This is a genomic window from Novosphingobium humi (assembly GCF_028607105.1).
GTDB lineage: Bacteria > Pseudomonadota > Alphaproteobacteria > Sphingomonadales > Sphingomonadaceae > Novosphingobium > Novosphingobium humi.
This window is the reverse complement of record NZ_CP117417.1, coordinates 259,820-284,166: the sequence shown is the minus strand read 5'-3', so window position 1 is coordinate 284,166 and position 24,347 is coordinate 259,820. Positions and strand designations below refer to the sequence as shown.

At 64.3% G+C, this 24,347-nt stretch carries 25 protein-coding genes; 9 read left to right on the top strand and 16 right to left on the bottom strand.

Annotation, left to right across the window (positions count from 1 at the left end):
• Positions 1–43: 43 nt before the first annotated feature.
• The 5 genes from pheT to rpmI form a co-directional block, all read right to left on the bottom strand.
• A complete protein-coding gene (gene pheT / locus PQ457_RS01295) occupies positions 44–2,431 on the bottom strand; it encodes a phenylalanine--tRNA ligase subunit beta (protein ID WP_273618010.1) in 2,388 nt (795 codons plus the stop codon).
• A 12-nt stretch (positions 2,432–2,443) separates the two neighbouring features.
• Positions 2,444–3,556 (bottom strand): phenylalanine--tRNA ligase subunit alpha, encoded by a 1,113-nt coding sequence (gene pheS / locus PQ457_RS01290; protein WP_273618009.1) that lies wholly within the window; start codon positions 3,554–3,556, stop codon positions 2,444–2,446.
• 101 nt (positions 3,557–3,657) lie between these two features.
• The gene (locus PQ457_RS01285) at positions 3,658–4,509 is read right to left on the bottom strand and encodes a helix-turn-helix domain-containing protein (RefSeq protein WP_273618008.1); all 852 of its coding nucleotides are present in this window, start codon (positions 4,507–4,509) and stop codon (positions 3,658–3,660) included.
• Positions 4,510–4,728: 219 nt separating this feature from the next.
• Positions 4,729–5,091, bottom strand: coding sequence for a 50S ribosomal protein L20 (rplT, locus tag PQ457_RS01280; protein WP_168603006.1), 363 nt, complete (start codon positions 5,089–5,091; stop codon positions 4,729–4,731).
• 13 nt (positions 5,092–5,104) lie between these two features.
• Complete coding sequence (gene rpmI / locus PQ457_RS01275; RefSeq protein WP_039333769.1) at positions 5,105–5,308, bottom strand: 50S ribosomal protein L35; 204 nt, start codon at positions 5,306–5,308, stop codon at positions 5,105–5,107.
• A 191-nt stretch (positions 5,309–5,499) separates the two neighbouring features.
• Here rpmI and PQ457_RS01270 point away from each other — a divergent pair, with 191 nt between their 5' ends.
• On the top strand, positions 5,500–6,501 hold the full coding sequence (locus PQ457_RS01270; protein ID WP_273618007.1) for an SRPBCC family protein: 1,002 nt from the start codon (positions 5,500–5,502) through the stop codon (positions 6,499–6,501).
• Here the strand turns inward: PQ457_RS01270 and PQ457_RS01265 are convergent.
• Together PQ457_RS01265 and PQ457_RS01260 are read right to left on the bottom strand one after the other, a co-directional pair.
• Positions 6,482–6,886: a gamma-glutamylcyclotransferase family protein gene (locus tag PQ457_RS01265; protein ID WP_273618006.1), complete on the bottom strand. Its 405-nt coding sequence runs from the start codon at positions 6,884–6,886 to the stop codon at positions 6,482–6,484. The genes PQ457_RS01270 and PQ457_RS01265 overlap by 20 nt on opposite strands.
• Complete coding sequence (locus PQ457_RS01260) at positions 6,883–7,692, bottom strand: inositol monophosphatase family protein (RefSeq protein WP_420540955.1); 810 nt, start codon at positions 7,690–7,692, stop codon at positions 6,883–6,885. The genes PQ457_RS01265 and PQ457_RS01260 overlap by 4 nt, the downstream gene beginning before the upstream one ends.
• 166 nt (positions 7,693–7,858) lie before the next feature.
• On the opposite strand from PQ457_RS01260, the gene PQ457_RS01255 reads away from it, so the two are divergent.
• On the top strand, positions 7,859–8,803 hold the full coding sequence (locus PQ457_RS01255; RefSeq protein WP_273618005.1) for an AraC family transcriptional regulator: 945 nt from the start codon (positions 7,859–7,861) through the stop codon (positions 8,801–8,803).
• 7 nt (positions 8,804–8,810) lie between these two features.
• Here PQ457_RS01255 and PQ457_RS01250 read toward each other — a convergent pair whose 3' ends face one another.
• From PQ457_RS01250 to PQ457_RS01230, 5 genes are all read right to left on the bottom strand, one after another.
• On the bottom strand, positions 8,811–9,461 hold the full coding sequence (locus PQ457_RS01250) for a cyclase family protein (RefSeq protein WP_273618004.1): 651 nt from the start codon (positions 9,459–9,461) through the stop codon (positions 8,811–8,813).
• A gap of 4 nt (positions 9,462–9,465) precedes the next feature.
• Positions 9,466–10,401, bottom strand: a complete 936-nt coding sequence (locus PQ457_RS01245) for a ribose-phosphate pyrophosphokinase (protein WP_168603010.1) — start codon at positions 10,399–10,401, stop codon at positions 9,466–9,468.
• A gap of 175 nt (positions 10,402–10,576) precedes the next feature.
• The gene (gene glpX / locus PQ457_RS01240; RefSeq protein WP_273618003.1) at positions 10,577–11,554 is read right to left on the bottom strand and encodes a class II fructose-bisphosphatase; all 978 of its coding nucleotides are present in this window, start codon (positions 11,552–11,554) and stop codon (positions 10,577–10,579) included.
• A gap of 290 nt (positions 11,555–11,844) precedes the next feature.
• The gene (locus PQ457_RS01235) at positions 11,845–13,212 is read right to left on the bottom strand and encodes a homoserine dehydrogenase (RefSeq protein ID WP_273618002.1); all 1,368 of its coding nucleotides are present in this window, start codon (positions 13,210–13,212) and stop codon (positions 11,845–11,847) included.
• A gap of 76 nt (positions 13,213–13,288) precedes the next feature.
• Positions 13,289–14,131, bottom strand: coding sequence for a hypothetical protein (locus PQ457_RS01230; RefSeq protein WP_273618001.1), 843 nt, complete (start codon positions 14,129–14,131; stop codon positions 13,289–13,291).
• 381 nt (positions 14,132–14,512) lie between these two features.
• Here PQ457_RS01230 and PQ457_RS01225 point away from each other — a divergent pair, with 381 nt between their 5' ends.
• The 4 genes from PQ457_RS01225 to PQ457_RS01210 all read left to right on the top strand — a co-directional run bounded on the left by PQ457_RS01225 (position 14,513) and on the right by PQ457_RS01210 (position 17,168).
• Complete coding sequence (locus tag PQ457_RS01225) at positions 14,513–15,169, top strand: energy transducer TonB (RefSeq protein ID WP_273618000.1); 657 nt, start codon at positions 14,513–14,515, stop codon at positions 15,167–15,169.
• Positions 15,170–15,263: 94 nt separating this feature from the next.
• A complete protein-coding gene (locus PQ457_RS01220) occupies positions 15,264–16,013 on the top strand; it encodes a MotA/TolQ/ExbB proton channel family protein (RefSeq protein WP_273617999.1) in 750 nt (249 codons plus the stop codon).
• A 139-nt stretch (positions 16,014–16,152) separates the two neighbouring features.
• Complete coding sequence (locus PQ457_RS01215) at positions 16,153–16,689, top strand: ExbD/TolR family protein (RefSeq protein WP_172249169.1); 537 nt, start codon at positions 16,153–16,155, stop codon at positions 16,687–16,689.
• A gap of 29 nt (positions 16,690–16,718) precedes the next feature.
• Complete coding sequence (locus tag PQ457_RS01210) at positions 16,719–17,168, top strand: ExbD/TolR family protein (protein WP_273617998.1); 450 nt, start codon at positions 16,719–16,721, stop codon at positions 17,166–17,168.
• 66 nt (positions 17,169–17,234) lie between these two features.
• On the opposite strand, the gene PQ457_RS01205 is transcribed toward PQ457_RS01210, so the two are convergent.
• From PQ457_RS01205 to PQ457_RS01190, 4 genes are read right to left on the bottom strand one after another with little or no spacing between them, the layout of a single operon-like run.
• Entirely contained in the window at positions 17,235–19,667 is a 2,433-nt protein-coding gene (locus tag PQ457_RS01205) for a ligase-associated DNA damage response DEXH box helicase (protein WP_273617997.1), read from the bottom strand.
• Complete coding sequence (gene pgmG / locus PQ457_RS01200) at positions 19,664–21,130, bottom strand: phosphoglucomutase/phosphomannomutase PgmG (RefSeq protein WP_273617996.1); 1,467 nt, start codon at positions 21,128–21,130, stop codon at positions 19,664–19,666. Before pgmG ends, PQ457_RS01205 begins: the two co-directional genes overlap by 4 nt.
• Positions 21,127–21,417, bottom strand: a complete 291-nt coding sequence (locus PQ457_RS01195; protein ID WP_273617995.1) for a J domain-containing protein — start codon at positions 21,415–21,417, stop codon at positions 21,127–21,129. Before PQ457_RS01195 ends, pgmG begins: the two co-directional genes overlap by 4 nt.
• 1 nt (position 21,418) lies before the next feature.
• Positions 21,419–22,231 carry a division plane positioning ATPase MipZ gene (locus PQ457_RS01190; RefSeq protein ID WP_273617994.1) on the bottom strand — a complete coding sequence of 271 codons (813 nt, stop codon included), beginning with the start codon at positions 22,229–22,231 and terminating at the stop codon, positions 21,419–21,421.
• A gap of 113 nt (positions 22,232–22,344) precedes the next feature.
• Between PQ457_RS01190 and panC the strand changes: the two genes are divergently transcribed.
• The 3 genes from panC to PQ457_RS01175 all read left to right on the top strand — a co-directional run bounded on the left by panC (position 22,345) and on the right by PQ457_RS01175 (position 24,346).
• Positions 22,345–23,202, top strand: a complete 858-nt coding sequence (panC, locus tag PQ457_RS01185; RefSeq protein WP_273617993.1) for a pantoate--beta-alanine ligase — start codon at positions 22,345–22,347, stop codon at positions 23,200–23,202.
• 397 nt (positions 23,203–23,599) lie between these two features.
• The gene (locus tag PQ457_RS01180) at positions 23,600–23,971 is read left to right on the top strand and encodes an ArsR/SmtB family transcription factor (protein ID WP_273619210.1); all 372 of its coding nucleotides are present in this window, start codon (positions 23,600–23,602) and stop codon (positions 23,969–23,971) included.
• Positions 23,972–24,019: 48 nt separating this feature from the next.
• On the top strand, positions 24,020–24,346 hold the full coding sequence (locus tag PQ457_RS01175) for an ArsR/SmtB family transcription factor (protein WP_273617992.1): 327 nt from the start codon (positions 24,020–24,022) through the stop codon (positions 24,344–24,346).
• Position 24,347: the final 1 nt, after the last annotated feature.

The window sequence follows — 24,347 nt, the reverse complement described above, 5'->3', positions numbered from 1 at the left end:
GCGAGAATGCCCGCAGCGCCCTTTTCTTTCAACCCCTTGGCGCTCAACCGCGCAGGACTGCGCCCTGCTTGGCCGCCGCCGCCGTCACCTTGTCGGCAATGGCTTTCAGATCGGCGTCATTATAGCTCTTTTCCGCAGGCTGCAGCGTGACCTCGATGGCCAGCGACTTCTGGCCCTCGGGCACGCCCTGCCCCCGGAAATCGTCGAAGACGCGCGCAGCGATGATATTGCCCTTGTCCGCGCCCTTCACCGCGCGCAGCAGATCGCCCGCGGGCAAATCGGCGCGAACGAGGAAGGCAAAGTCGCGCTTCACCGCCTGCAGGGCCGGGGGCGCATAATTGACGCGGGCAAAGCCTGCCGCGCCCTTCTTGCCCGGAATGGCGTCGAGGAAGATTTCCGCCACCGCCACCGGGCCATCAAGGTCGAACGCCTTGGCCGTGGTGGGGTGCAACATGCCAAACCGCGCCAGCACATTTTTCGGCCCCAGACGCAAGGTGGCCGACTGGCCGGGGTGGAACTGAACGCCCGCCTCGCCCATGATTTGCAGATTGTCCACCGGCGCGCCAGCCTCGGCCAGCAGCGCAAGCGCCTCGGCCTTTGCGTCAAAGGCGTCAAACGCCTGCGCCTTGCCCGTTGCCCAGCCGCGCAGGGTCTTGTCCCCCGCCAGCACAACGGCCAGCGTCAGGCGCTCAGCACCCTTGCCATTGGCATCGCGCAGATAGCGGCGCCCGATTTCAAACAGACGCAGCGAAGAGCCCCCACGCGCCAGATTGCGCCGCGCCGCAGAGAGCAGCCCCGGAATCAGGCTGGGGCGCATGACTTTCAGGTCTTCGCTGATCGGATTGGCCAGACGCCAGAGCGGGCCGTCGGCAAAATGCTCCGCCTCGCCCTCAGGCAGGAAGGACCAGGTGATCGCCTCGTTGAGGCCACGCGCGGCAGCAGCACGACGCAGACGACGTTCCAGCTTCTGCGCCGGGGTCGCGGTCGGCTTGGCCACGCCATCCTCGCGCGGCAGCGGCACGCTCTCGATCCCGTCAAGGCCGTGGATACGCACCACTTCCTCAACAATATCGGCCGCGCCGTCCACATCCGGGCGCCAGCCCGGCACGGTCACGGCCCAGTCATCGCCGACCACAAAGCCCAGAGCGGCAAGGATGCGCTTCTGCTCATCGCCCGCAATCTCCACCCCGCCCAGCTTGGCCACCAGCGCGGGATCGAACGCCACAACCTTGGGCGTCGCGGGCGCAGCACCGGCGCGAACGACCTGCGAAGCCTCGCCGCCGCAGATGTCGAGGATCAGCCCGGTCAGCAGATCAAGCCCGGTGTCGAGGAAGGCCGGGTCCACCCCGCGCTCAAACCGCGCACGAGCGTCGCTGGTCAGGTTGAGCGCACGGCCCGTCGCGGCAATCCGTTCCGGCGTGAAATAGGCGATTTCGAGCAGAACATCGGTGGTCGCTTCGCTGCACCCCGAATGTTCGCCGCCCATGATCCCGGCAATGTCATGCACGCCCGCATCATCGGCGATCACCGTCATCGTTTCGGTCAAATCATAGGTCTTGCCATTGAGCGCAAGGCACTGCTCGCCCGCCACAGCGCGGCGCGCCACGACCGCGCCCGACAGCTTGCTTAAGTCATAGGCATGGGCCGGGCGGCCATAGGTCAGCATCACATAATTGGTGATGTCCACCAGCGCCGAGATCGGACGCTGACCGGCAGCTTTCAGCGCGGCCTGCAGCCATTCCGGGCTGGGGCCATTCTTCACGCCCTTGACGGTGCGGCCATAAAAGGCGGGGCAACCATCGGTGTCTTCAGTGCGGATTTCGACCGGGCAAGGATAGGAACCGGCCACACCAAGCGCGGCAATCGGCTTCAACGTGCCCAGCCCAGCGGCGGCCAGATCGCGCGCGATGCCATAGACGCCCATGCAGTCGGGGCGGTTGGGCGTGACCGAAATGTCGAACACCGGATCGGCACCGTGATAGTCCGCAAAGGCGGCGCCGACCGGCGCGTCCTCGGGCAATTCGATGATGCCGTCATGGCCCTCGCCCAGTTCCAGTTCGCGCATCGAACACATCATGCCGTTCGATTCGACGCTGCGCACCGCGGCGACTTTCAGCACCATGCCATTGGCCGGCACCACCGCGCCGGGCAACCCCAGCACACCGACCAATCCGGCCCGCGCATTGGGCGCGCCGCAGACCACCTGCAAGGGCGCACCCTCACCGGTATCCACCGACAGCACCTGCAACTTGTCGGCATTGGGGTGGCGTTCGGCGGTCAGGATGCGCGCGACGCGAAAGCCCTTCAGCTTTTCGGCCGGGTCCTCGATGCCTTCAACCTCAAGGCCGATGGCGTTCAGCTTGCCCGCGATCTGTTCGACGGTGGCTTCGGTGTCGAGATGGGCTTTCAGCCACGAGAGAGAGAATTTCATCTGTGCCGCCCCTTATGCCTGTACGCCTACGCCGCCCGAAAGGGTCGGCACATCAAGGCCGGAAAAGCCGTAATGGCCCAGCCAGCGCGCATCGCCATCAAAGAAGGCCCGCAAATCGTTCATCCCATATTTCAGCATGGCCAGACGATCGACGCCCACGCCAAAGGCAAAACCCTGCCACTGGTCAGGATCATAGCCACCGGCGGTCAGCACATGGCGATTGACCATGCCGGACCCCAGCAGCTCCATCCACGCATGGCCCGGCGCATCGCCCGAACCGCCCACCACGCGGCGCCCGTCGACATAGGAATAGCCTGTGTCGACCTCGACGCTGGGTTCGGTGAAGGGGAAATAGGACGGGCGCAGGCGCAGCACGATGTCATCGCGCTCAAAGAAGGCCTTGAGCATGGTTTCCAGCGTCCATTTCAGATGGGCGAGGGTAATGTCCTTGCCGATCACCAAGCCTTCGACCTGATGGAACATCGGCGTGTGGGTGGCGTCGCTGTCGCTGCGATAGACGCGGCCCGGGGCGATGATGCGCAAAGGCTTGTCGCCGCCTGCGGCCAGCATCGCGCGGATCTGCACAGGGCTGGTATGCGTGCGCAGCACCATATCCTGCTCGGTTTCATAACCGCTGGCGGTTTTGTCTATATAGAATGTGTCATGCATCGCGCGCGCCGGATGGCTCTCGGGCATGTTGAGCGCGGTGAAATTGTGCCAGTCGTCCTCGATCTCCGGCCCGGTGGCGACGGCAAAGCCCAGATCGGCAAAGATCTCGGCCAGTTCGTCCATGACCTGGCTGACGGGATGCACGCTGCCACGGGCGCTTTCGGGCGCGGGCAGGGTCAGATCGACCGTCTCGGCGGCCAGTTTGGCCTCCAGCGCGGCCGATTCCAGCGCGGCCTTCTTGTCGGCCAGAGCATTCGTCACGCCCTCGCGCAGGGCATGGATCTTGGGGCCGGTGGTCTGGCGCTCCTCCGGGCTCATCGCGCCCAACGTTTTGAGCAGGCCGGAAATCGAACCCTGCTTGCCCAGAAACGCCACGCGCAGCGCGTCGAGCGCGTCCAGATCCTGCGCCTTTGCAATGCTGTCGAGCGCCTGTGCGCCAAGACTTTCGTAATCCATGCTCTGTCCGTCTGCTGATGGGCGCGCCGGCATCGGGCCAAGCGCCAGCACCCTCTAGGGCGGCGCGGCGTCAAGATCAACCGCGCCCTGACCGCGCGATGTCAAGATGGGCGGCGCCCCAGCCGCGCGCCGTCGGGACCATCGAGCGCCTGCACCGCCGCGCCCGCGATCCGCGCCCGCTCGCGCACAAAGGCCTCGATGATGGGATGCGGCATGCGGGCATATTCGCGCGGGGTCATGCCCATGAATTGCCGAAACTCGCGCACGAATTGCGCCTGATCGTGATAATGGCCGTCCAGCGCCCCGATCCATTTGAGCGAAGGATCGAGCATGAACTGGGCAAGGCTGCGCATGAAACGCTGGCGGCGCAGCAGATATTTGGGGCCAAAGCCGAAGGATTGCTGGCACAGGCGCTCGACCGTGCGGGCGCTTGCCCCGGCGCGCCGCGCCATTTCGGCAACGCTCGACACAGCCGGATCGATCATCGCGGCATGGATTGCCACAACCCTTTGGTCATCGTCCGCGCCATCAGATGGCCATTGGGCAAAGAACCGGGTGATGCGCGCCAGTTCCCCCTCGACATCCGGCTCGGCCCCGAAAATCGCCTCGGCCAACGGCATGAAGGGCGCAAAGCCATCATGCGCGGCCCCGTCCAGCACCGCATCGGCCATATCCGCCGCAGGCAGGCCGACAAACCGCGCCCAGCCCAGCGGCAACAGGCCCACGCCCCAGATCCGGCACGATCCGACCTCAAAATGCACCGCATGGCCGCTGGGGCCGGTCACCGCGAAATGGCAATCGGCAATGCCCATGCCGCGCACATTGCGCGCGGCCAGCGGCCCGCCCGAGGAAAAACGCAGATTGGCCCATTCGGGATGCAGGTAATCGACCACGCGGCGACCCGGCGCAAGATCGATCTCGGCCAGATAGAAACTCGTGAAATACCGGGCCAATTCCGCCGGAGGGGCAAAGAATCTGGCCCGTACCGATGATCCGCGCGTCAATGGCATCCCCTGCATTTGGCCCTGTATCTGGCCTTATCTTTCTTGCGAGCCTAGGCGCCATGCATGACGCATCCGACAGGTGAATGCAAGTTCACCTCTGAACGCAGGGCAACAAAAAAGGCGCGGGAGAATCCCCCCGCGCCCTTTCTGTCCAATCGGCCTGCGCGCTTATGCGGCGGGCAGAGCAGCCTTGGCCTGAGCCAGAACAGCCGAGAACACGGCCGCTTCGTTCAGCGCCAGATCGGCCAGCGACTTGCGATCCAGTTGGATGCCAGCCAGCTTGATGCCGTTGATGAACTGCGAATAGGTCAGGCCTTCGGCGCGGACCGCAGCGTTGATACGCTGGATCCACAGAGCGCGGAAGGTACGCTTCTTGACCTTGCGGTCGCGGTAAGCGTACTGACCGGCCTTTTCAACGGCCTGACGAGCAACGCGGATCGTATTCTTGCGGCGACCGCGGTAACCCTTGGCCTGCTCCAGAATATTCTTGTGCTTGGCGCGGGTGGTAACACCCCTTTTGACACGTGCCATACTTCAGTACTCCTCAGTTCAGCCCGTAGGGCGCCCACTTCTTGATCACCTTCGCATCGGCGTCGGAAATCACATCGGTGCCACGGTTCTGGCGGATGTACTTGGCGTTATGGCTGATCAAACGGTGACGCTTGCCGGCGACGCCATGCTTGACCTTGCCGGTCGCGGTGAGCTTGAAGCGCTTCTTCACACCGCTCTTGGTCTTCATCTTGGGCATTTTCATCTCCTTGATCTAGCGGTCCGTCCCGCTTGCCGTGGCAGCCCTTGATGGCCAGGCAGGCGAGCGAATCTGTTTTGCAACAAATCCTCCGAACCGGTTGAAGGGGCGGCCCTTAGGGGCAATCTCCCCCCATGGCAAGGATAAAGGCGAGCCTTGCACAGATGCGGCATGGGCAGCATGATTCGGCCATGCCTGATCAGGACGATAGGAAAGATGATTCGCCGCCAAGCCGCCTCACGCCGCTTTGGCGCCTGCTGGCGGCATGCGGTATCGCCGCGCTGCATGGTCTTGGCAGCTATCTGCTGCTGACCGGGCTACAGGGGGCGCAGGCCCTGATCGGTATCAGCTTCCTGTTTATCCAGCCTGCCGCGCTGGCGTCTTTTGTTTGCTACATCTGCGATCCCATGGCCACTCGCCCGATGAGTTTCTATGCCTCCGTACCTTTGGTGCTGGTGTTGGGCGCCATCGGGCTGGGCGGTTATTTCTTTCAAGAAGGCGTGATCTGTTGCCTGATGCTCGCCCCGGTATGGTATGGCATGGGCTTTCTGGGGGCGCGGCTCACCTATAAATATCGCCAGAGAAGCCATCCTGAGGAGGTTTTTTCACTGGCCGTTCTCGCGCTGCCTCTGGCCATGGCCGCGATGGAGCCTATGATCACGCCTCCATGGGAAAGCCACACGGTCGCCCGCTCTGCCATCATGGCGGGAAGCCCGGATCAGATCTGGCCGCTGCTGCGCGGTATTCCCGATGTCCGGCCCGGAGAAGGCCGGTGGAACATTACGCAGGATGTGCTGGGTGTGCCGCGCCCGCTTGGTGCCCGGCTGGAAGGCGAGGGCATCGGCGCCGCGCGGATCGCGCAATGGCAACGCGGCATTCGCTTTGCCGAAGTGGTGGACGAATGGCAGCCGCAACGCCGCATCGGCTGGCGCTTTGATTTTCGCGGCAGCCAAGGCTGGCAATTCACCGATCAGCACCTGCGCCCGGACAGCAATTATTTCCGGGTAACAAGAGGGAGCTATCAGCTTGACCCTGTCGATAGCGCTCATTCCCGCGTCACCATCCGCACGACTTATGCCATTCGCACAAGGGTCAATTTTTACGCCGCCTTATGGGGCGAATGGATGCTGGGCGATCTGGAGGATAATCTGCTGGGCCTGATCAACCAGCGCATCAAGCCGAATAGGCGCTAAGCCCCCGCTCGCCCAGCCAGCGGGCGAAATCGCCATCGGGAATGGACAGAGCCTCCTGCGGCAAGACGCCCTGCCAGAGATAGGCTTCGGCAGCGATCCTTTCGGCCCCCGCGCTCACCATCAGCGGGACGCGGCGGTAATCCCTGCCCTCATAAGCATCCAGTGCAGCCAGATCCAGACCCGACAGCACCGGATAGACCACGCCATAAACCCGCCCCTCGCCCGGGAGAAGCGCGGGATACCAGCCCGCCGGATCAGGCAGCGCATAAAGCGCGCCCGCAACATGGGCCGCTACACCTTGGCCCAGATGGCGATGCGCCTCGCGGGCCACAGCATTGCCGCTGCCCGCGATCAACGTGCCGTAAAAGAAAAAGTGCCGGATCAATGCCCGTGATGATGATGTTCGTGATTGCAGGCCAGCGCCTCGACCGCATCGTCCTGCCGCGCCGGATCGCCCAGCGCCAGCACATGGCCGGTGGACCCTGCATGCAGCGGATCGCCGTTCCAGTCGCACATCAACCCGCCCGCGCCCTCGACCACCGGCACCAGCGCGGCCCAGTCATGCAGCTTGAGATTGGCCTCGCACACGATGTCGAGATGGCCGCTGGCCAGCATCGCGTAATTATAGCAATCGCCGCCCATCACCATCCGGCGATAATCGGTCTTGGCGGCAAGCCCCATGAAATGCTCGCCCTCATGGTCGCTGAAATAATGCGGGCCGGTGGTGGCGATGGTGGCGTCGGACAATTCGCGGCAACGGCGTGTGCTGACCGGCTGGCCATTAAACGTCGTCTTGCGGCCCGATGCGCCCACCCAGCGCTCGCCCGCGATCGGCTGGTCAATCACGCCCAGCACCGGCCAGCCCTCGACCACCAGCGCGATCAGCGTGCCAAAGATCGCGCGGCCCGCCAGGAACCCCGCCGTGCCGTCAATCGGGTCCAGCACCCAACTGCGCCCCGAAGTGCCCGCCGTCACGCCATATTCCTCACCGATAATCGTGTCATCGGGACGCTCGGCGCGCAGGATCGCGCGCATCGCCTCCTCGGCGGCCTGATCGGCCAGCGTGACGGGGCTGGCGTCCTCCTTGCGCTCGGTGGCCACGCCGGAGCGGAAATAGGGGCGGATCGCCGCGCCCGCCGCATCGGCAAGACGTTGGGCCAGAGCGATATCGGCATCAAGGTTCAGTTTCATGGCGCCGCTTTTGCCTTTGCCCATGGGTTGCGGTCAAGCCGCCGGTGGCGTGATCAGAGCAATATAAAATGACAATCGGTTGACAAAGGGGCGAACAAGGGAAATTGAACTGTTCAGGTTCAGGAAATTATTTTTACAACAAAAACCAATACTGGGTCCAACATTTATGCTCAAGCCAACCAAACCGGCCCTGGATGAGGCGGTAACTCCGCTGGCCGGTCGGTCAAGCCAGGGCCAACCTTTGTCCTATAACCGGGCGCCTTCGCCCGATCTGGCGCCGTGGATCGGGCGGATCTATGTCACGCCGGTCAATCTGCCGCCCGATTACTGCCTCTCGTCGGGCATTTTTAACGACAGTTCGATGGTGCGTATCCAACTGGGCGGCAAATGGACGGCCCATACCGCCGACGGCATCCACCATCTGGGCCGCGCCGCGCTGATCTTTGGGCCGCAAAGCAAGATCATGCCCGTGACCGTCGAGGGCAGTTTCACCTCGATCGGCTATGCGCTCAAGGCCGGGGCGGGCTATGCGCTGTTCGGGCGCAGCGCGCATGAAATGGTCAACCGACTGGTTCCGCTCGAACATTACGGGCTGAACAGCGAAGAGACGCTGGCCGCTTTCAGCCATACCGAGGATCCGGTGGCGATCGCCGATCTGCTCGAACGGCGCTTTCGCATTCTGGTGGAAAGTCTGGGCCGCCCGCTCCCCAATCCGATCAGCACCGCCTTCGAGACGCTCACCTTCGTCAATCCCAATGCCAGCATCAGCGATTTCGCCGCCGAGATGGGGATCAGCACGCGCCAGTTGGAACGGATCGTGCGGCGCGATTTCGGCATGCCGCCCAAACAGGTGATGCGCCGCGCCCGCGCGCTGGACATGGCCAGCCATCTGCACGGCGTGGCCGACGAGGCCGAGGCCGAGGAACTGATCCTGCGCTATTTCGATCAGGCGCAGATGACGCGCGAATTCACCGAATTGTTCGGCGTGACCCCGCGCCGCTTTGTGCGCAAGCCCAATCCGCTGCTGACGCTGGCGCTGGAATCGCGCCAGGCCAAAAGGCTCGAGGCGCTGGAACGCGTGCCGCCGGGGGGCCATCGCCCCTGGCAATAATCGGGGTTCAGCCCGAAATCACCGCATGGGCGCGGACGGGAAATGTTCCCATGCCCTTCACCCGCGGCGGCGGCGCGTTGAAGACAAAGCCATCCTCAGGCAATTGGCCCAGATTGGTCAGATGCTCGACAATCGGGACCCCTGCGCGCAGCAGCACCGAATGCACCGGTCGGGCATTGCCCGAAGTATCGTCGATATTGTGGGAATCGATCCCCACCAGCGCCGCCCCCGCATCGCGCAGATAGAGCGCGGCCGCCTCGGTCAGGAACGGATGGCCGGACAGATAGGCATCGCTGCGCCAATGCCGGTCCCATCCGGTATGCACCAGCACCGCCCGGCCCGCCACATCGCGCCCGGCAAAAACCTCCGGCCCGATGGCCAACGCATCGCAGCGCACCACCAGCCCCGGCAATTGCGTCACCGCATCCAAAGGCACGCAGGACAGATCCGCCCCATCCGCATAGCGATGAAATGGCGTGTCCAGATAGGTGCCGGTGTTCGACACCATCTCGATCTTGCCGATCTGAAAGGTGGTGTCGCCGGCATAAAGCCCGCGCGATGCCTCACGCGCCAGATAGTCGCAGATGACGGGGCCGGGCAGACCCTTGTAGGTCACCATCCCGGCCTCGATCACATGGTTGAGTTCAACCAGCCGCATCCGATCAGTCGAACAGGCTCGACACCGAGCTTTCGTCGGCGATGCGGCGGATTGCCTCACCGATCAGCGGGGCGATGGTCAGCAGACGGATCTTGTCCGACTTCTGCGTTTCCTCGGTGGGCAGGATCGAGTCGGTGATGACCAGTTCCTTGAGCGCCGAATTGTTGACGCGCGAGACCGCCGCGCCCGACAGCACGCCATGGGTGATATAGGCCGTGACCGAAGCGGCGCCCGCATCCATCAGCGCCTGCGCCGCGTTGCACAGCGTGCCGCCCGAATCGATGATGTCGTCGATCAGGATGCAGGTGCGGCCCTTCACATCACCGATGATGTTCATCACCTCGGACACACCCGGCTTGTCGCGGCGCTTGTCCACGATGGCCAGCGGGGCATTGTTCAGACGCTTGGCCAGCGCGCGGGCGCGCACCACGCCGCCAACGTCGGGCGAAACCACCATCAGCCCATCGTCGCCATTGCGCGCCAGAATGTCGGCGGCCATCACCGGGGCGGCAAACAGATTGTCGGTGGGAATGTCGAAAAAGCCCTGGATCTGACCCGCATGGAGGTCAACCGCCAGCACGCGGTCGGCGCCTGCCGTGGTGATCAGATTGGCCACCAGCTTGGCCGAGATCGGCGTGCGCGGGCCGGGCTTGCGGTCCTGGCGGGCATAGCCGAAATAGGGCACCACCGCCGTGATCCGCTTGGCCGAAGCGCGGCGCAGCGCGTCGATGCAGATCAGCAGTTCCATCAGATTGTCGTTCGCGGGATAGGCGGTCGACTGAACGACGAAGACATCCTCGCCGCGCACGTTCTCGTGGATTTCGACGAAGACTTCCTCGTCGGCAAAGCGCCGCACGCTGGCATCCGTCAGTTGCAGTTCCAGATAGCCCGCAATCGCGCGCGCCAGCGGCAGGTTACCGTTACCGGCAAGGATCTTCATCTCGCGTATCTCCACTGCACGCGGCACGAAAGACTCAGCCGCCGCGTTGCTTCCCTCGCGCGTGCCTCTAGCCAAGATCGGCAGGATTGCAAGGTTTGCCGCACATACAAAAGGGGGCAGCGGCGCAAACCCCTGCCCCCTTTGGGTTAATCGCGGCGAAGCTGATGCCCGGCGCTTATGCCCGGCGGTCGCCTTTGACCCAGCGCACGGTGCCGGTGCTGGCGCGCATCACCACGCTCTCGGTGGTCAGGCGGCCATTGCGCAGGCGCTTGACGCCCTTGAGCAGCGAACCGTCAGTCACGCCGCTGGCGGCAAAGATGCAGTCGCCCTTGGCCAGTTCGGTCAGGTCATAGATCTTGTTGAGATCGGTGATGCCCCACTTCTTGGCGCGGGCCTTTTCGTCATCGTTGCGGAACACCAGCCGGCCCTTGAACTGACCACCGACACAGCGCAGCGCGGCCGCCGCCAGCACGCCCTCGGGCGCGCCGCCCTGGCCCATATACATGTCGATGTTGGTTTCTTCGGTGTTGGTGGTGGCGATCACCCCCGCCACGTCGCCGTCGCCGATCAGATAGACGCCGCAGCCAAGCGCGCGCAGTTCCTCGATCAGATCGGTGTGGCGCGGGCGGTCCAGCACGCAGACCACGATGTCTTCGGGCGCCACGCCCTTGGCGGCGGCCACGGCCTTGACGTTCTCGGTCGGGCTCTTGGCCAGATCGATGATGCCATCAGGATAGCCCGGCCCCACCGCCAGCTTGTCCATATAGGTGTCGGGCGCGTTGAGCAGCCCGCCCTCTTCGGCAATCGCCAGCACGGCCAGCGAGTTCGGCCCGGCCTTGGCGCAGATCGTCGTGCCTTCCAGCGGGTCGAGCGCGATGTCGATCTTGGGGCCCTTGCCCAGCGCCGCGCCGACCTTTTCGCCGATATAGAGCATCGGCGCCTCGTCGCGTTCGCCTTCGCCGATCACCACGGTGCCGTCGATATAAAGTTCATTGAGCTTTTCGCGCATGGCTTCGACTGCCGCAGCATCAGCGGCCTTCTCGTCGCCGCGCCCGATCAGCTTGGCCGAGGCGATGGCGGCCGCTTCGGTCACGCGCACCATTTCAAGCACCAGAACGCGGTCGAGAATCTTGCTGGCAGGAGTAGCGCTCATAATCTGTCCGATTCCTTCAGGAATGTATGGCCCCTAATGCCGGCTCTGTTGGTCGGCGGTGTGAATGCACGTTGTGAATACCTATGCAGACACGTCCGCTTACCTATGCACAGGCCGGTTGTCGAGCGGACAAATGCCGCAAACGCGAAGTCAAAGGTCCAAAACGGGCAACATACGAACCCAGTTATTGAGCCGACAAAGAAAAACGCCGAGGGCGAGGCCCCCGGCGTCGATTTTGTCTGAGTTACTGCGCATTTGCCCGCGGATTTCGGCGGAGCAAATGCCCCGCCTTACGCGCCCAGAATCTGCATGACCAACGGCTGGCCCACCAGAGAGGGCGAACCTTCGAGCAGCGCCAGCGCCTTGGCCACGGCGGCCTCTGGCACTTCATGGGTGACGATGGCGACGATGACCGCCCCGTCCTTGCTGGCCTGACCTTTCTGGATCAGGCTCTCGATCGACACGCCCGCATCGCGCATCGCGGCGGTGATTTCGGCCAGCACGCCCGGACGATCCGCCACGAGGAAGCGGATATAGGCGCGGCCCAGACGGTGACCGGCAGGCGCAGGCGCCATGTCTTCCAGCCCATCCACGGGGATCGAGAAGGCCATGTCGGCTTCAAACCCGGTGTCCATGCCGCGCGCGATGTCGATCAGGTCGGCCACCACCGCCGAAGCGGTCGGACCATCGCCCGCGCCCGCGCCCTGAAACAGCAGGCGGCCCGAGAAATTGCCCTCGACCACGACCGCATTGGTCGGGCCATCGACATGGGCGAGCAGATTGTCGAAAGGCACCAGATGGGGCGCCACGCGCTGGAACAGGCCCGGCGCGCCATCCGGCCCGGCATCGGCCTCGGCGGTGCCGATCAGGCGGATGCAATAGCCCAGCGAATCGGCTTGGGCGATATCGGCGGCCAAGATGCGGCTGATGCCCTGCGTGTCTACGCTGCCAAAGTCGATCTTGGCGCCGAACGCGATGGCCGAGAGGATCGACAGCTTGTGCGCGGCATCGATGCCCTCGATATCAAAGGTCGGGTCGGCCTCGGCATAGCCCTTGGCCTGCGCCTCGGAGAGCACCTCGGAGAAATCGCGGCCCGTGTCCTCCATGGTGGAGAGGATGTAGTTGCAGGTGCCGTTGAGGATGCCGTAGATCCGCTCGACCCGGTTGGCCGCCGCGCCTTCGCGCAGGCCCTTGATGACCGGGATGCCGCCCGCCACGGCCGCCTCGAAACGCATGGCCACGCCGCGGGCCTCGGCCTCCTTGGCCAGCGCCATGCCGTGATGGGCGATCATCGCCTTGTTGGCCGTGACCAGCGCCTTGCCATGGCGAATCGCGTTGCGCGCCAGCACCAGCGCCGGGCCGTCCGATCCGCCCACCAGTTCGACCACCACATCCACGTCATCGCGCGCGGCCATTGCGGTCATGTCGTCTTCCCACGCATAGGGCGAGAGATCGACGCCGCGATCCTTGCCGCGATCGCGCGCGGATACGGCGGAAACCTTGATCGGGCGGCCCGCGCGCCGCGCGATCAGATCGGCATTGGCCTCCACTAGCCGAATGACGCCCGCGCCCACCGTGCCCAGACCCGCCAGCGCAATGCGCAGCGGCGGCTTGCCGGATTGGGGCGAAAGGGTGGCGCTATCGACAGTATCGGTCATCGTGGAATCCTTGGATTTGACGATGCGCCACCTAGGGGGCAATTCGTGTCCCTTCAAGGCAATTTGGCCGGCCGGCCTATTTGGCCGGTTTGGCGATATCCCCGCCCCACGCAACCCGAGTGCGCGTGCAAGGCCCCAGATCGCGGCGCACCAGCAGATAATCGGCGACGGCCTGATCCTTGGCATCCTGGGTTTCGCCCAGATTGGCCGAGGCGGGCAGCGTTTCGGGCAGCGAACAGGCCAGACGATACCATTCCAGCGTGCCTTGCGCGGGCGGCGCATTGGCCGCATCGACCACTTCGGAGAAGGACGCGCTCCAGCGCGAGGGCTGATTGGGCTTGTGCTGGACGATGATGGCCGCAGGCGTGCCCTTGGCCGTGGTCAGGAAGATCTGCGTCTCGCCCTCGCCCGCCAGATCGCCCTGCTGATAGAGCGCCATGTTGATTCCCGTGATGCGCGGCGGCGAATCAGGGGCGGCCAGATCGGCCAGAATCTTGCGGACCTGGGCCTCGAGCGGCTGGCTCCAGGGCAATTGCGCGTCGGGCGCAACCAGCTGGATATCGCCCGGCGTGGTGCCGTGGCGGGCAAAGATCAGCACCATCTGTTTGCGCGGATTGGGAATTTTGTGACGCGAATCGAGCCGGATGTCGGCCAGATAGCGCACCGAGGCGGAAACCGAGCCGGTTCCGCTCAACAAATCAATTCCCTGCGCTTCGACATAGGCGCGCTGGACCGTCAAAAACGGCGAACTGTCGCGCGGCAAGGGGATGGGAATCACCTTTTTCAGCTCGGCAAAGACGACCAAAGGCGATGATTCGGCCAGACCAACAAGGTCAGCATACGATTGTACGACATTTTGCGTAAGGGGGGTCTGGGCCCCCGCCGACACCGGAACAAACAGCGGCAATAGAGCCGCCAAGCAAGCCGATTTCCATGCTCGGATGCCTTGAAACATCGCGGAAAACTCCGAAAAAATCGCCATTGGCGCATAACCCCTGCAAACGGCCCCCAAGGGTGCCCGTTAGATAGGCCTTAACACAAATGAATTTTGCCTGAACCCCACCCCCCTGCGCATAAGGCGTTGCGCCGAGTCGGCAAGGTGGCTAGGATTGGCAAAAAAGCGGACCCCCAATAAAGGGGGCCGATGCGTTTGCCGAAAGCCGACACATAAGGCATTTGGCGAATATCCGGTAAATCCGGCAGGGTGGATATGAGCTTTTCCCCATGGACTTCACCTTCGGGTTCGGTTCATGGTCGGCCCGGGGCTTGCCCGGGTTTTTGTATGGAGTGATGCGTCTGAATGGCCTACGCTGATCAACAATTGAGCGGTAATCGCCTTACCGCCATTATCATCGTTGCCTTGATTCACATCGTCGTTGGTTATGCCTTGGTCTCTGGTCTTGCCTATTCGGCCGTCCAGAAGGTCATGAAAAAAGTGACGACTGTCGATATCAAGCAAGAGGAGAAACCGCCGCCACCGCCTCCGCCGCCGCCGAAGGACGCTCCGCCGCCGCCGATCGTCGCTCCGCCGCCGCCGGTGAACGTGGCGCCCGTCAGCGCGCCTGTGATCGAGACGGTTTCGGTTGCACCGCCGCCGGCGCCGCCTGCCCCTGTGCTGGCACCGCCTGCGCCTGTGGCACCGCCGCCGCCGCGTTTCCAGCCTGTTGCGGCCGCCCCCAAGGGCAATCCCGCCAACTGGGTGACGCCTGAGGACTATCCTTCGCGCCCCCTGCGTGAAGGTGTGCAGGGCACGACGGGTTTCCGGCTGACCGTGTCCCCCGAAGGACGCGTGTCGGGCTGTGAAATCACGGCCAGCTCGGGCAATGCCGAACTGGATGCTGCCACCTGCAAATACGCCACCAGCCGCGCGCGCTTTGCGCCCGCCAAGGATGGCGAAGGCCAGCCCACCACCGGCGTTTATGCCAATCGCGTGAAGTGGGTCATCCCGAAGGACTGAGCCACACTCCCCAGGGGATCTGCGGCATGAAGGCCCGGTCCCTACTGTAAATGACCCTATTCTCTACTCGAGAGCCCTTTGAGAGGACCATCGCATGCTTATTGACATTCTGACCGCCGCTGCTGGCGCGGCTCCGCAGAACAAGTTCGGCTTCAAGGAAGCCCTGGAACAGGGCGGTCTGATCGCTCAGTCGACCGTGACCATCATGGCGATTTTCTCGTTCGGTTCGTTCTTCGTGCTGTTCACCCGCTGGTCGGACCAGTCGAAGATCCTCAAGCAGTACAAGGCTCTGGGCACGTTCTGGAAGGCCGCTTCGCTCAAGGAAGGCGCCGCCAAGCTGGAAAAGACCAGCCCGTTCCGTGACATCGTCGAAGCCGGTATCCTGGCCGAAGAAAACCACGGCAAGATGGCCGACAGCCTCGAAGCCCACGACTGGGTCCACTCGTCGCTGGCCCGCACCGAAGCCTCGATCGGCGCCTTCCTGGCCCGCGGCCTGCCCTTCCTCGCCACCGTCGGTTCGACCGCTCCTTTCGTGGGTCTGTTCGGTACCGTGGTCGGCATCTACCGCGCTCTGATCGCCATCGGTCTGGCCGGTTCGGCCTCGATCGACAAGGTTGCCGGCCCCGTGGGTGAAGCTCTGATCATGACCGCCATCGGTCTGCTCGTCGCTGTGCCTGCCGTGCTTGCCTACAACTTCCTGCAGTCGCGCAACAAGCGCATCAACGAGCTGCTGACGGGCTTCTCGGCTGACGTGCTGGCCTACATCAACTCGAAGGGCGCCATCAAGCCGGCCGTCGCTTCGGCTCCGGTGAAGGCTGCTCCGGCTCCCGCCGCCAAGAAGTAAGACATGAGGCAGGCATCCAGTCGGCCAGTCTGTCTGGATGTACGGGAAATCATGCGCGGCATGCGGCATGATTTCCCGGCCCTCCCCTCCCCCCAATCCCTCCTCTCGAAAGAGGGCATTGCAAGAGTAGGATCATAACATGGCAATGTCTGTTGGCGGCGCGGGCGGCGAAGAAAAGCCGATGTCCGACATCAACACCACCCCTCTGGTGGACGTGATGCTGGTGCTGCTGATCATCTTCCTGATTGCGGTTCCGGTCGCGATCCAGACGATCCAGAAGCTGAAGATCCCTGTGATGGTTTCGCAGGAATCCAAGGATAAGGTCGAAAATCTGCTGATCACGGTCAGCACCACCGACGCTGCCGGTCGCAGCGCCGGCGACCCCGGCTTCGAAGGCGCGTCGCGTGGTGGCGAATGCCGCATCTACTTCAACAACATCACCCCCGTTGACTCGACTGAACTGTACGACCAGGCGTTCAAGCGCCTTGACGACATCATCAAGCGCGAGGGCGGTGCAGAGGTTCTGCGCGATAACCCCGAAAAGGTGCCGCAGGTTCACGTTCGTGCCGACGTCGAAGCGCCCTGGCGCTGCGTCGCGGGTGCGATCTTCAACGTGCAGCGCGCGGGCTATCCCACGGTTGGCTTCATCTCGAACCCGGTCGATCCGAACGGCTGATAAGCCCTTTAACTCAGGAGTAACATCCCATGGCAATGTCAGCCGGTAAAGACGATGGCGAGCCGATGTCGGAGATGAACACGACTCCGCTGATCGACGTTATGCTCGTTCTGCTGATCATGTTCATCATCACCATCCCGGTGGCCACCCACGCGGTGAACATCGACCTGCCTTCGCCGCCGCCGCCGAATATGCCCAAGCCGCCGGTCGATCCGATCAAGAACAAGGTCGTGCTTACCCCGGACAACCAGATCCTGTGGAACGGCACGCCGATCGACCGCAGCGTGCTGGCCGCGAACCTCAAGGCTTCGCGCAGCATGACCCCCGAGCCCGAACTTCAGTTCGAGCCGGATGCGCAGTCGGGGTATGAACTGGCAGCGAATGTGCTGAACATCATCAAGGCCTCGGAAGTGACGAAGTTCGGCTTCGTCGGCAACGAGCGCTATGCCAGCTTCGGCAAGGCTCCCAACGCCAAGTAAGGCGAAGGAAAGCCCACCAAACGGCAAGAGAGAGGGGCGGAGCGATCCGCCCCTTTTTTTTGCGCCCTAGGCCCGCGGGGGATCGCCCATGGCGATCGCGCCCAGCGCCTCGGCTTCCAGCAGCAATTCGTCATCGGCGGCGCCGGCGGGCAGGCTCTCGCGCCCGATCATGGTCAGCGTCGGCACGGCCAGCGGGCTGACGCGCGACAGGCGCTGATGGCGGATCGCCGATTGCGCTCGGTCCAGCACCTCGGCCACGCGGGCCACGTCGGTCATCTTCTGCCGCGCATCGGCCCATGCGGCCTTGAGCAGCAGGTGGTCCGGTTCATAGCGGCGCAGCACGTCATAAATGAGATCGCTGGAGAAGGTGACCTGCCGGTTGGTCTTGCGCTTGCCCGGTATCTGCCGCTCGATCAGGCCCGAGATGACCGAAGCCTCGCGGAAGGCACGGCGCAGCAGGTAGGAATTTTCCACCCACTCGACAAATTCCTCGACCAGAATGTCGGGCGAGAGCAGCGCGGCAGGATCCTCAACGGGCCGCAGCCCCCAGACCGCCAGCGCATAATCATTGGCCACAAAGCCCAGCGGCGAGAGGCCCAGCGCCTCCATCCGCCGCGTCATCAACATGCCCAGCGACTGATTCGCGGGCCAACCCTCGAATGTGTAGAACACGCTGTAGAACCGGTCCTGATGGGGAAAGCTCTCGACCAGCAATTCGCCCGGTCGCGGCAACACCGACACCCGCGCCTGCACCGCCAGCCATTCATGCACATCCTCGGGAAAATCATCCCAACGCGCCGGATCGTTCAGGATCGCCCGCACCCGGTCGGCCAGGTGCGATGAGATCGGAATGCGCGCGCCATTATACGAGGGAATCGCCGCCGAACGCCGCGAAGCCCGCACCAGCAAGGCACCCTCGCGCAGCGACTCGACCTCAAGGTCCAGCCCGGCAAAGCGGAACGTATCCCCCGGCCCCAGCGAGGCGGCAAAATCCTCCTCCACCCGCCCCAGCGCGCGGCCATTGCGAAAGGCCACCTCGACCATATCAGCGTCGACAATGATCCCGGCATTCAACCGATAGGAGCGCGCCAGATCGGGATGGCTCAGCCGCCAAAGCCCATCGCGACCATGGGTGATCCGGCGAAACCGGTCATAGGCCCGCAGCGCATAGCCGCCGTTCGAGACGAAGCCGAGCACCCGCCCCCACTCCTCCTCGCCCATATCCGCATAGGGCGCGGCGCGGCGCACCTCGGCCAGCAGTGCATCGCCATCGAACGGCCCCGCGCAGGCCAGCGCCAGCACATGCTGGGCCAGCACATCGCGGCCGCCCGGGCGCAGCTCCTCACCATCGCGCGTGCCCGCCCGCACCGCCTCGACGGCGGCCACGGCTTCGAGAAATTCAAACCGGTTGCCCGGCACCAGCACCGCCTTGGATGGGCAATCGAGCCGGTGATTAGCCCGCCCGATCCGCTGCAACAGGCGCGAGGAGCCCTTGGGCGCCCCCATCTGCACCACCAGATCGATGTCGCCCCAGTCCACCCCCAGATCGAGGCTGGCGGTGCAGACCAGCGCGCGCAGCCGCCCGCCCGCCATCGCCGCCTCGACCTTGTGCCGCGCCTCGGCGGACAGGCTGCCATGGTGGATGCCGATGGGCAGGTTTTCCTCGTTGCGATCCCACAGCAGGCCAAACGTATATTCGGCCAGAAAGCGCGTGTTGGTGAAGATCAGCGTGGTGCGATGGGCGCGGATCAGGTCGAGGATCTGCGGCACGGCCCAACTGGCGGCATGGCCGCTCCACGGGATGCGCTGGCCCGCAGGCAGCAGGATCGAGACATCCGCGGGCGCGCCCTCCTCGCCGGCAACCAGCGCCGCATCCTCGCCCACAGGCGCCAGCCAGCGCGCAAAGCCCGCCGGATCGGCCAGCGTGGCGGAAAGGCCGATCCGCCGCATTTCCGGCGCCAGGCTCTGCAACCGGGCCAAAGACAGCGCCAGCAGATCGCCCCGCTTGCCCGCCGCCATCGCGTGGATTTCGTCCACCACCACATAGCGCAGCCCCGCAAACATCGTCGCGCTTTCGGGATAGGACAGCAGCAAAGACAAAGATTCGGGCGTGGTCAGCAGCACATGGGGCGGATCGTGACGCTGGCGCGCCTTGCGGTCGGAGGACGTATCGCCGGTGCGCGCCTCGACCCGCAGGCCCAGCCCCATTTCGGCGACCGGCCCCAACAGGCCGCGCTGAATATCATGCGCGAGCGCTTTCAGCGGCGAGACATAGAGCGTGTGCAAGCCCCCCTCGCCTTTTTTGGCAGCCAAAACGCCTTCCGCCGCATCGCACAGCGTGGGCATAAACCCGGCCAGCGTCTTGCCCGCCCCGGTATCGGCGGCCAGCAGCACATGATGCCCATCGGCCACCTGCGCCAGCACTTCGGCCTGATGGCGGCGGATATGCCACCCGCGCCCGGCAAACCATTCGGCAATGCGCGGGTGGACCTGCCTCACACGCCGCTTGCCCCACTCCGGCTCACCCCGCTTTGCGCCAGTTCTGCGTCCAATTGCGCCACCAGCGCGGCAAGCCCGGCCTCGCTTGTGCTCTCGGCGCGGGCCACCAGCATCTCCTGCGTATTGGACGCGCGCAGCAACCACCAGCCATCATCGCAGGACACGCGCAAGCCATCCATCCGGTTGACCCGCGCGCCCTGCGCAGCCAGCCTCGCGGCCACTTCCTCAACCACCGCGCGTTTACGATTGGCCGCCACAGGAAAGCGCAATTCGGGCGTGTTGAAGCAGACGGGCAGTTCATCGAACCAATCCGCAATAGATCCATTTCGGCGCGAAACTGCGGCGATCAGCCGCACCGCCGCATAAAGAGCATCGTCGAAACCGTAGAATCGGTGCTTGTAAAAGATATGCCCCGAGGTCTCCCCGGCCAGCATCGCGCCGTTAACCTTCATTTCGGCCTTGATCAGACTATGCCCCGCAGGCCCCATTGCCGGCACCCCGCCCAGCGCCGCGATCCGGTCGTAAACCGCCTGTGACGCTTTGACATCGCCCAGAATTACCGCGCCGGGACAATCGAGCAAAAGGTCCTGCGCCAGCAGCGCCAGCAGTTGATCGCCCAGGATCGAGCGCCCCCGCCCGTCGATTACCACGATCCGGTCCGCATCCCCGTCGAAAGCCACTCCGAAATCGAGATGTCTGGAGGCGACCAGCGCCCGCAAGTCTGCGAGATTTGCCTCAACAGTCGGATCTGGATGGTGGTGAGGAAAATGTCCGTCAACCTGCGTGAAGAGAAGATGATGCTCTCCGGGCAAGAGCGCGGTCAGGGCCTCGATGGCGGGGCCGGCGGCGCCGTTTCCGGCGTCCCAGCCGATGCGAAGATCGCCCGCCTTGTCCCAAAGCCCCGGCAGCAGACCATCGACCAGCCGCGCGACATAGGCGGGCAGAATATCCTGCCCTTCCACCGCGCCGCGATGGACGAGATCACCGCCGATCCCTTCACTGGCAACACCTTCTCCGGCACCAAGTTCACCGGCAACACCGCTCCGCTTCGCAGCCGCCACACCCGCAGCGAGGAGCCCGATCCGCTGGATTTCGGCCCCGAACAGGGCGCCCCCAAAAAATACTATCTTGAAGCCATTATCATCGCGGGGATTGTGGCTGCCAGTTACGTGAATGCCGCCATCTACCTCCTGCATTGAGGCTTCGGCGTAATAGAGCATCGGGGTCGGACCAACCCCGATCCGCACCACATCCAGCCCGCCATCGCGCAGGCCCTCGACCAGCGCCGCCTCCAGCGCGGGGGCGCTGAGCCGCCCGTCGCGCCCCACAGCGATCCTGCGCCCGCCCCGCGCGCGCAAGGCCTGCGCCACGGCCCGACCGATCGCATAGGCGTCATCGTCGAACAGATTGCGGCCATAGGTGCCGCGAATGTCATATTCCCGGAAGATCGCCGGATCGGTCATTTGCCGGTTTCGGCCCCCAGGCGCGCCAGCAGCAGGTCGCGCGCATCATTGGCCTCATGCACCAGCGCGGCATCGCCGCCGCGATCGGGATGCACCCGCGCGATCAGTTTCTTATGCGCCTCGATGATCGCCCCGCGCCCGGCGCCCGCCTCCACGCCCAGCAGGCGGCGCGCCCGCTCCACCGGGGTCGGCCCGGTCATCCGCTGCCAATGCACCCATGGCCACTGGCCCGTCCATTGCCGACAGGCCCATGAGGCCAACACCAGCAGCAGGAGCAGCTTGACCATGTCAGCCCGCCGACATTGCCTGCGCATCGCGCTGCACACGGGGCGCGGGCAGGTTCATGCCCGCCACCAGCGTGCGCAATTCCTGCCGCGCGACCAGATGGCTGGTGCCCAGATCGCCCAGATGGCCCTTGTCCAGCAGGGTCAACCCGCTGGGGAACAATTCGCGGTAGATCACGCGCTCGGACAGGCCCTGCGCGATGCGGAAGCCCACCCGGCGCGAAAGTTCGGCCAGCGCGCTGTCGATGCGGCGCATGTTACGCGCCTCGATATGCTGGGTGCGGTTGCGCACCACCACCCAGTCCATCTCGCGCCGATGCTCGTTGATCGTGGCCAGCGCCCGCTTCTTGCGCGCCTCCCAGATCATTTCGGCATAGAAGGACAGGCGGCGCACCTTGAAGGTCTCGGCGTCCACTTGCCCGATCAGGTCGAAATCGACGAAACTGTCGTTGAGCGGCGTCACCAGCGTGTCGGCGCTCATCGCCACATGGCGGGCAAATTCATCGTCACGCCCCGGCGTGTCAAAGATCAGATAATCGACCCCCTGCGAGACCTGCTGGGTCAGTTCGTCCAATTCGGCCGTGGTCGTGCCGCGAAACACCTCAAAGCCGACCGTGGGCAGGTCAATGCCGCGGCGGCGCAGCGTCTCGCCGCGATTTTCCATATAGCGGTGCATGGTGCGCTGGCGCGAATCGAGGTCAATCGTGCCCACCCGCGCGCCCAGATAGGCCAGCGCGACGGCGATATGCACGGCGGTGGTGGATTTGCCCGTGCCCCCCTTTTCATTGGCGAAAACGATGCGGTGGGGACCAGACATGGCGGCTCTCTCATCACAGGGTTGGCGGGCTTAAAAGCGTTGCTGCACTTGCGGCATCGGCTTATCAGCCACCGCACGAACAGTGTCAAAACCTTACCGAAGGGGCCGTGCCGGTGCAAACCATCAATCACCTCAATCTGCTGCGCGAAGCGGTGGCAGACTTGCGCAAGAGCGGCCGCGTGGCGCTGGTCCCGACGATGGGAGCCTTGCATTTCGGGCACTTAACGCTGATGCGCGAGGCGCGGCGGCATGCCGAACACGTGGTCGCCTCGATTTTCGTTAATCCCCGACAATTTGCGGCGGGCGAGGATCTGGACGCCTATCCGCGCCAGTTGGCCGCCGATCAGACCGCGCTGGAAAGTGAAGGCGTGGCGCTGCTCTGGGCGCCCACGGTCGAGGAAATGTACCCCGCCGGTTTTGCCACCAATGTCGGCGTCTCGGGGGTCAGCGAAGGCTATTGCGGCGCGGCGCGCCCCGGCCATTTCGACGGCGTGGCCACGGTGGTGCTCAAACTGTTCAATCAGGTGGCGCCCGATGTGGCGCTGTTTGGCGAAAAGGACTGGCAGCAACTGGCGGTGATCCGCCGGATGGCGCGCGATCTGGATCTGACGTCGCCGCATGTCGATGCGATCATCGGCGTGCCCACGGTGCGCGAAGAGGACGGCCTCGCCCGCTCCTCGCGCAATGCCTATCTGAGCGCGCAGGAGCGTGTCGAGGCGGCCAGCCTGTCGCGGGCGATGCGGACGGCGGCGGCGGAAATCGCAGGCGGCGCGCCGATCGGCGAGGCGCTGGCCCGGATGGAACAGGCGGTGCTGGCGGGCGGCTTTGCCTCGGTGGATTATGCGCAGGTCTGCGATGCCGATACGTTGGTTCCTTTGGCGACGCGCGGAACCGGCCCGGCGCGCCTGCTGGCCGCCGCGCGAATCGGCAAGGCCCGGCTGATCGATAATATCGACGTTCCGCTGGGGTAATTTGTCGGACCACAGTGGCGAAATTTACCGGAAGATGAACGGATTTTCGCCATATTGGCCATTTTGGATTTTGCTTTACAAAATTTACGCCAATATGGCTAGTTAACATCTTTTACAGTTGCGCGAATCACCTGATTCACCTACTTAGAACCTGCCTTTCAGGCATCCTCTCCCAAACTTCCAAGCCCGGCTTCGGCCGGGTTTTCTTTTGCCCGCCTTCCGCGTCCGGTAAGCTGCGGTTAACGAACCATTTGGGAACATCCTGACAGAATCGAAAACCATCCGTTCGGACCTGAGGATTGATCGCGGTCAATGTCTCGCCATCACAAGGCATTAGGTTAGGCGCCCGCCGACGGGGCCGTCCGCCGCCCCGGCCATATGGGAGCAATGCAACGTGATGGACCCAGCCGACAGTGCCCCGCGCCCTGCCGCCTGCGCATGCCACACGCCCATGACGCCCGGCTCACAAGCGATTTCCGACCTGATTGAGGCGCTGCGCCTGCTGGGCCATCCCTTGCGGTTCAATCTGTTGACGCAACTGGCGCGCGGCCCCGTGGCCGTGGGCGAACTCGCCGCGCGCACCGGGCAAAGCCTGTCGATCATCAGCCAGCAACTCGCGCTGCTGCGCAAGGCGGGGCTGGTGCAGGGGCGGCGCGAGGTCAAGCAGGTGTTCTATTCGCTGGCCGGTCCGCGCGTGGCCGAGGTGGCCCAGGCGCTGGCCGAAATGGCGCTGGCAGGCGGCGCACAGGGCCTTTCGGCGGAGACCTGACCCCGTCGCCCCTTGCAAAACCCGCCGGAAAGCGCCAATTCCGGCCCAATGAAGCCCACGGACCTTGCAGAACTGAAAGCCAATGCCGCGATGATGGCCGCACGCCTCAAGGTGATGAGCCATCCTGAGCGTCTGCTGATGCTGTGCCGGATGGACGAGGGCGAGGTCAGCGTGAGCGAACTGGTGGCGATGACCGGCCTGTCGCAATCGGGCGTGTCGCAACATCTGGCGCTGCTGCGCGCCGAAAACATCGTGCATGTGCGCATCGATGCCCAGACGCGCTGGTACAGCCTGAAGGACCGGATCGTGTCGGGCACCATCCACGCCCTTTGCGCATTGTGCGAGGCGGAAGGCGACGCGGCACAAAAGCCTTAAT

Excerpts from the sequence above, each read along its gene's own strand:
- PQ457_RS01190 (WP_273617994.1), bottom strand. The coding sequence starts at position 22,231 with ATGTCTGGTCCCCACCGCATCGTTTTCGCCAATGAAAAGGGGGGCACG.
- rplT (WP_168603006.1), bottom strand. The coding sequence starts at position 5,091 with ATGGCACGTGTCAAAAGGGGTGTTACCACCCGCGCCAAGCACAAGAAT.
- PQ457_RS01235 (WP_273618002.1), bottom strand. The coding sequence starts at position 13,212 with ATGACCGATACTGTCGATAGCGCCACCCTTTCGCCCCAATCCGGCAAG.
- PQ457_RS01195 (WP_273617995.1), bottom strand. The coding sequence starts at position 21,417 with ATGGTCAAGCTGCTCCTGCTGCTGGTGTTGGCCTCATGGGCCTGTCGG.
- rpmI (WP_039333769.1), bottom strand. The coding sequence starts at position 5,308 with ATGCCCAAGATGAAGACCAAGAGCGGTGTGAAGAAGCGCTTCAAGCTC.
- PQ457_RS01220 (WP_273617999.1), top strand. The coding sequence starts at position 15,264 with ATGCTTATTGACATTCTGACCGCCGCTGCTGGCGCGGCTCCGCAGAAC.
- PQ457_RS01175 (WP_273617992.1), top strand. The coding sequence starts at position 24,020 with ATGAAGCCCACGGACCTTGCAGAACTGAAAGCCAATGCCGCGATGATG.
- PQ457_RS01225 (WP_273618000.1), top strand. The coding sequence starts at position 14,513 with ATGGCCTACGCTGATCAACAATTGAGCGGTAATCGCCTTACCGCCATT.
- pgmG (WP_273617996.1), bottom strand. The coding sequence starts at position 21,130 with ATGACCGATCCGGCGATCTTCCGGGAATATGACATTCGCGGCACCTAT.
- PQ457_RS01180 (WP_273619210.1), top strand. The coding sequence starts at position 23,600 with ATGGACCCAGCCGACAGTGCCCCGCGCCCTGCCGCCTGCGCATGCCAC.
- pheS (WP_273618009.1), bottom strand. The coding sequence starts at position 3,556 with ATGGATTACGAAAGTCTTGGCGCACAGGCGCTCGACAGCATTGCAAAG.
- PQ457_RS01255 (WP_273618005.1), top strand. The coding sequence starts at position 7,859 with ATGCTCAAGCCAACCAAACCGGCCCTGGATGAGGCGGTAACTCCGCTG.
- PQ457_RS01215 (WP_172249169.1), top strand. The coding sequence starts at position 16,153 with ATGGCAATGTCTGTTGGCGGCGCGGGCGGCGAAGAAAAGCCGATGTCC.
- PQ457_RS01210 (WP_273617998.1), top strand. The coding sequence starts at position 16,719 with ATGGCAATGTCAGCCGGTAAAGACGATGGCGAGCCGATGTCGGAGATG.
- glpX (WP_273618003.1), bottom strand. The coding sequence starts at position 11,554 with ATGAGCGCTACTCCTGCCAGCAAGATTCTCGACCGCGTTCTGGTGCTT.
- pheT (WP_273618010.1), bottom strand. The coding sequence starts at position 2,431 with ATGAAATTCTCTCTCTCGTGGCTGAAAGCCCATCTCGACACCGAAGCC.
- PQ457_RS01245 (WP_168603010.1), bottom strand. The coding sequence starts at position 10,401 with ATGAAGATCCTTGCCGGTAACGGTAACCTGCCGCTGGCGCGCGCGATT.
- PQ457_RS01260 (WP_420540955.1), bottom strand. The coding sequence starts at position 7,692 with ATGAAACTGAACCTTGATGCCGATATCGCTCTGGCCCAACGTCTTGCC.
- PQ457_RS01270 (WP_273618007.1), top strand. The coding sequence starts at position 5,500 with ATGCCTGATCAGGACGATAGGAAAGATGATTCGCCGCCAAGCCGCCTC.
- PQ457_RS01250 (WP_273618004.1), bottom strand. The coding sequence starts at position 9,461 with ATGCGGCTGGTTGAACTCAACCATGTGATCGAGGCCGGGATGGTGACC.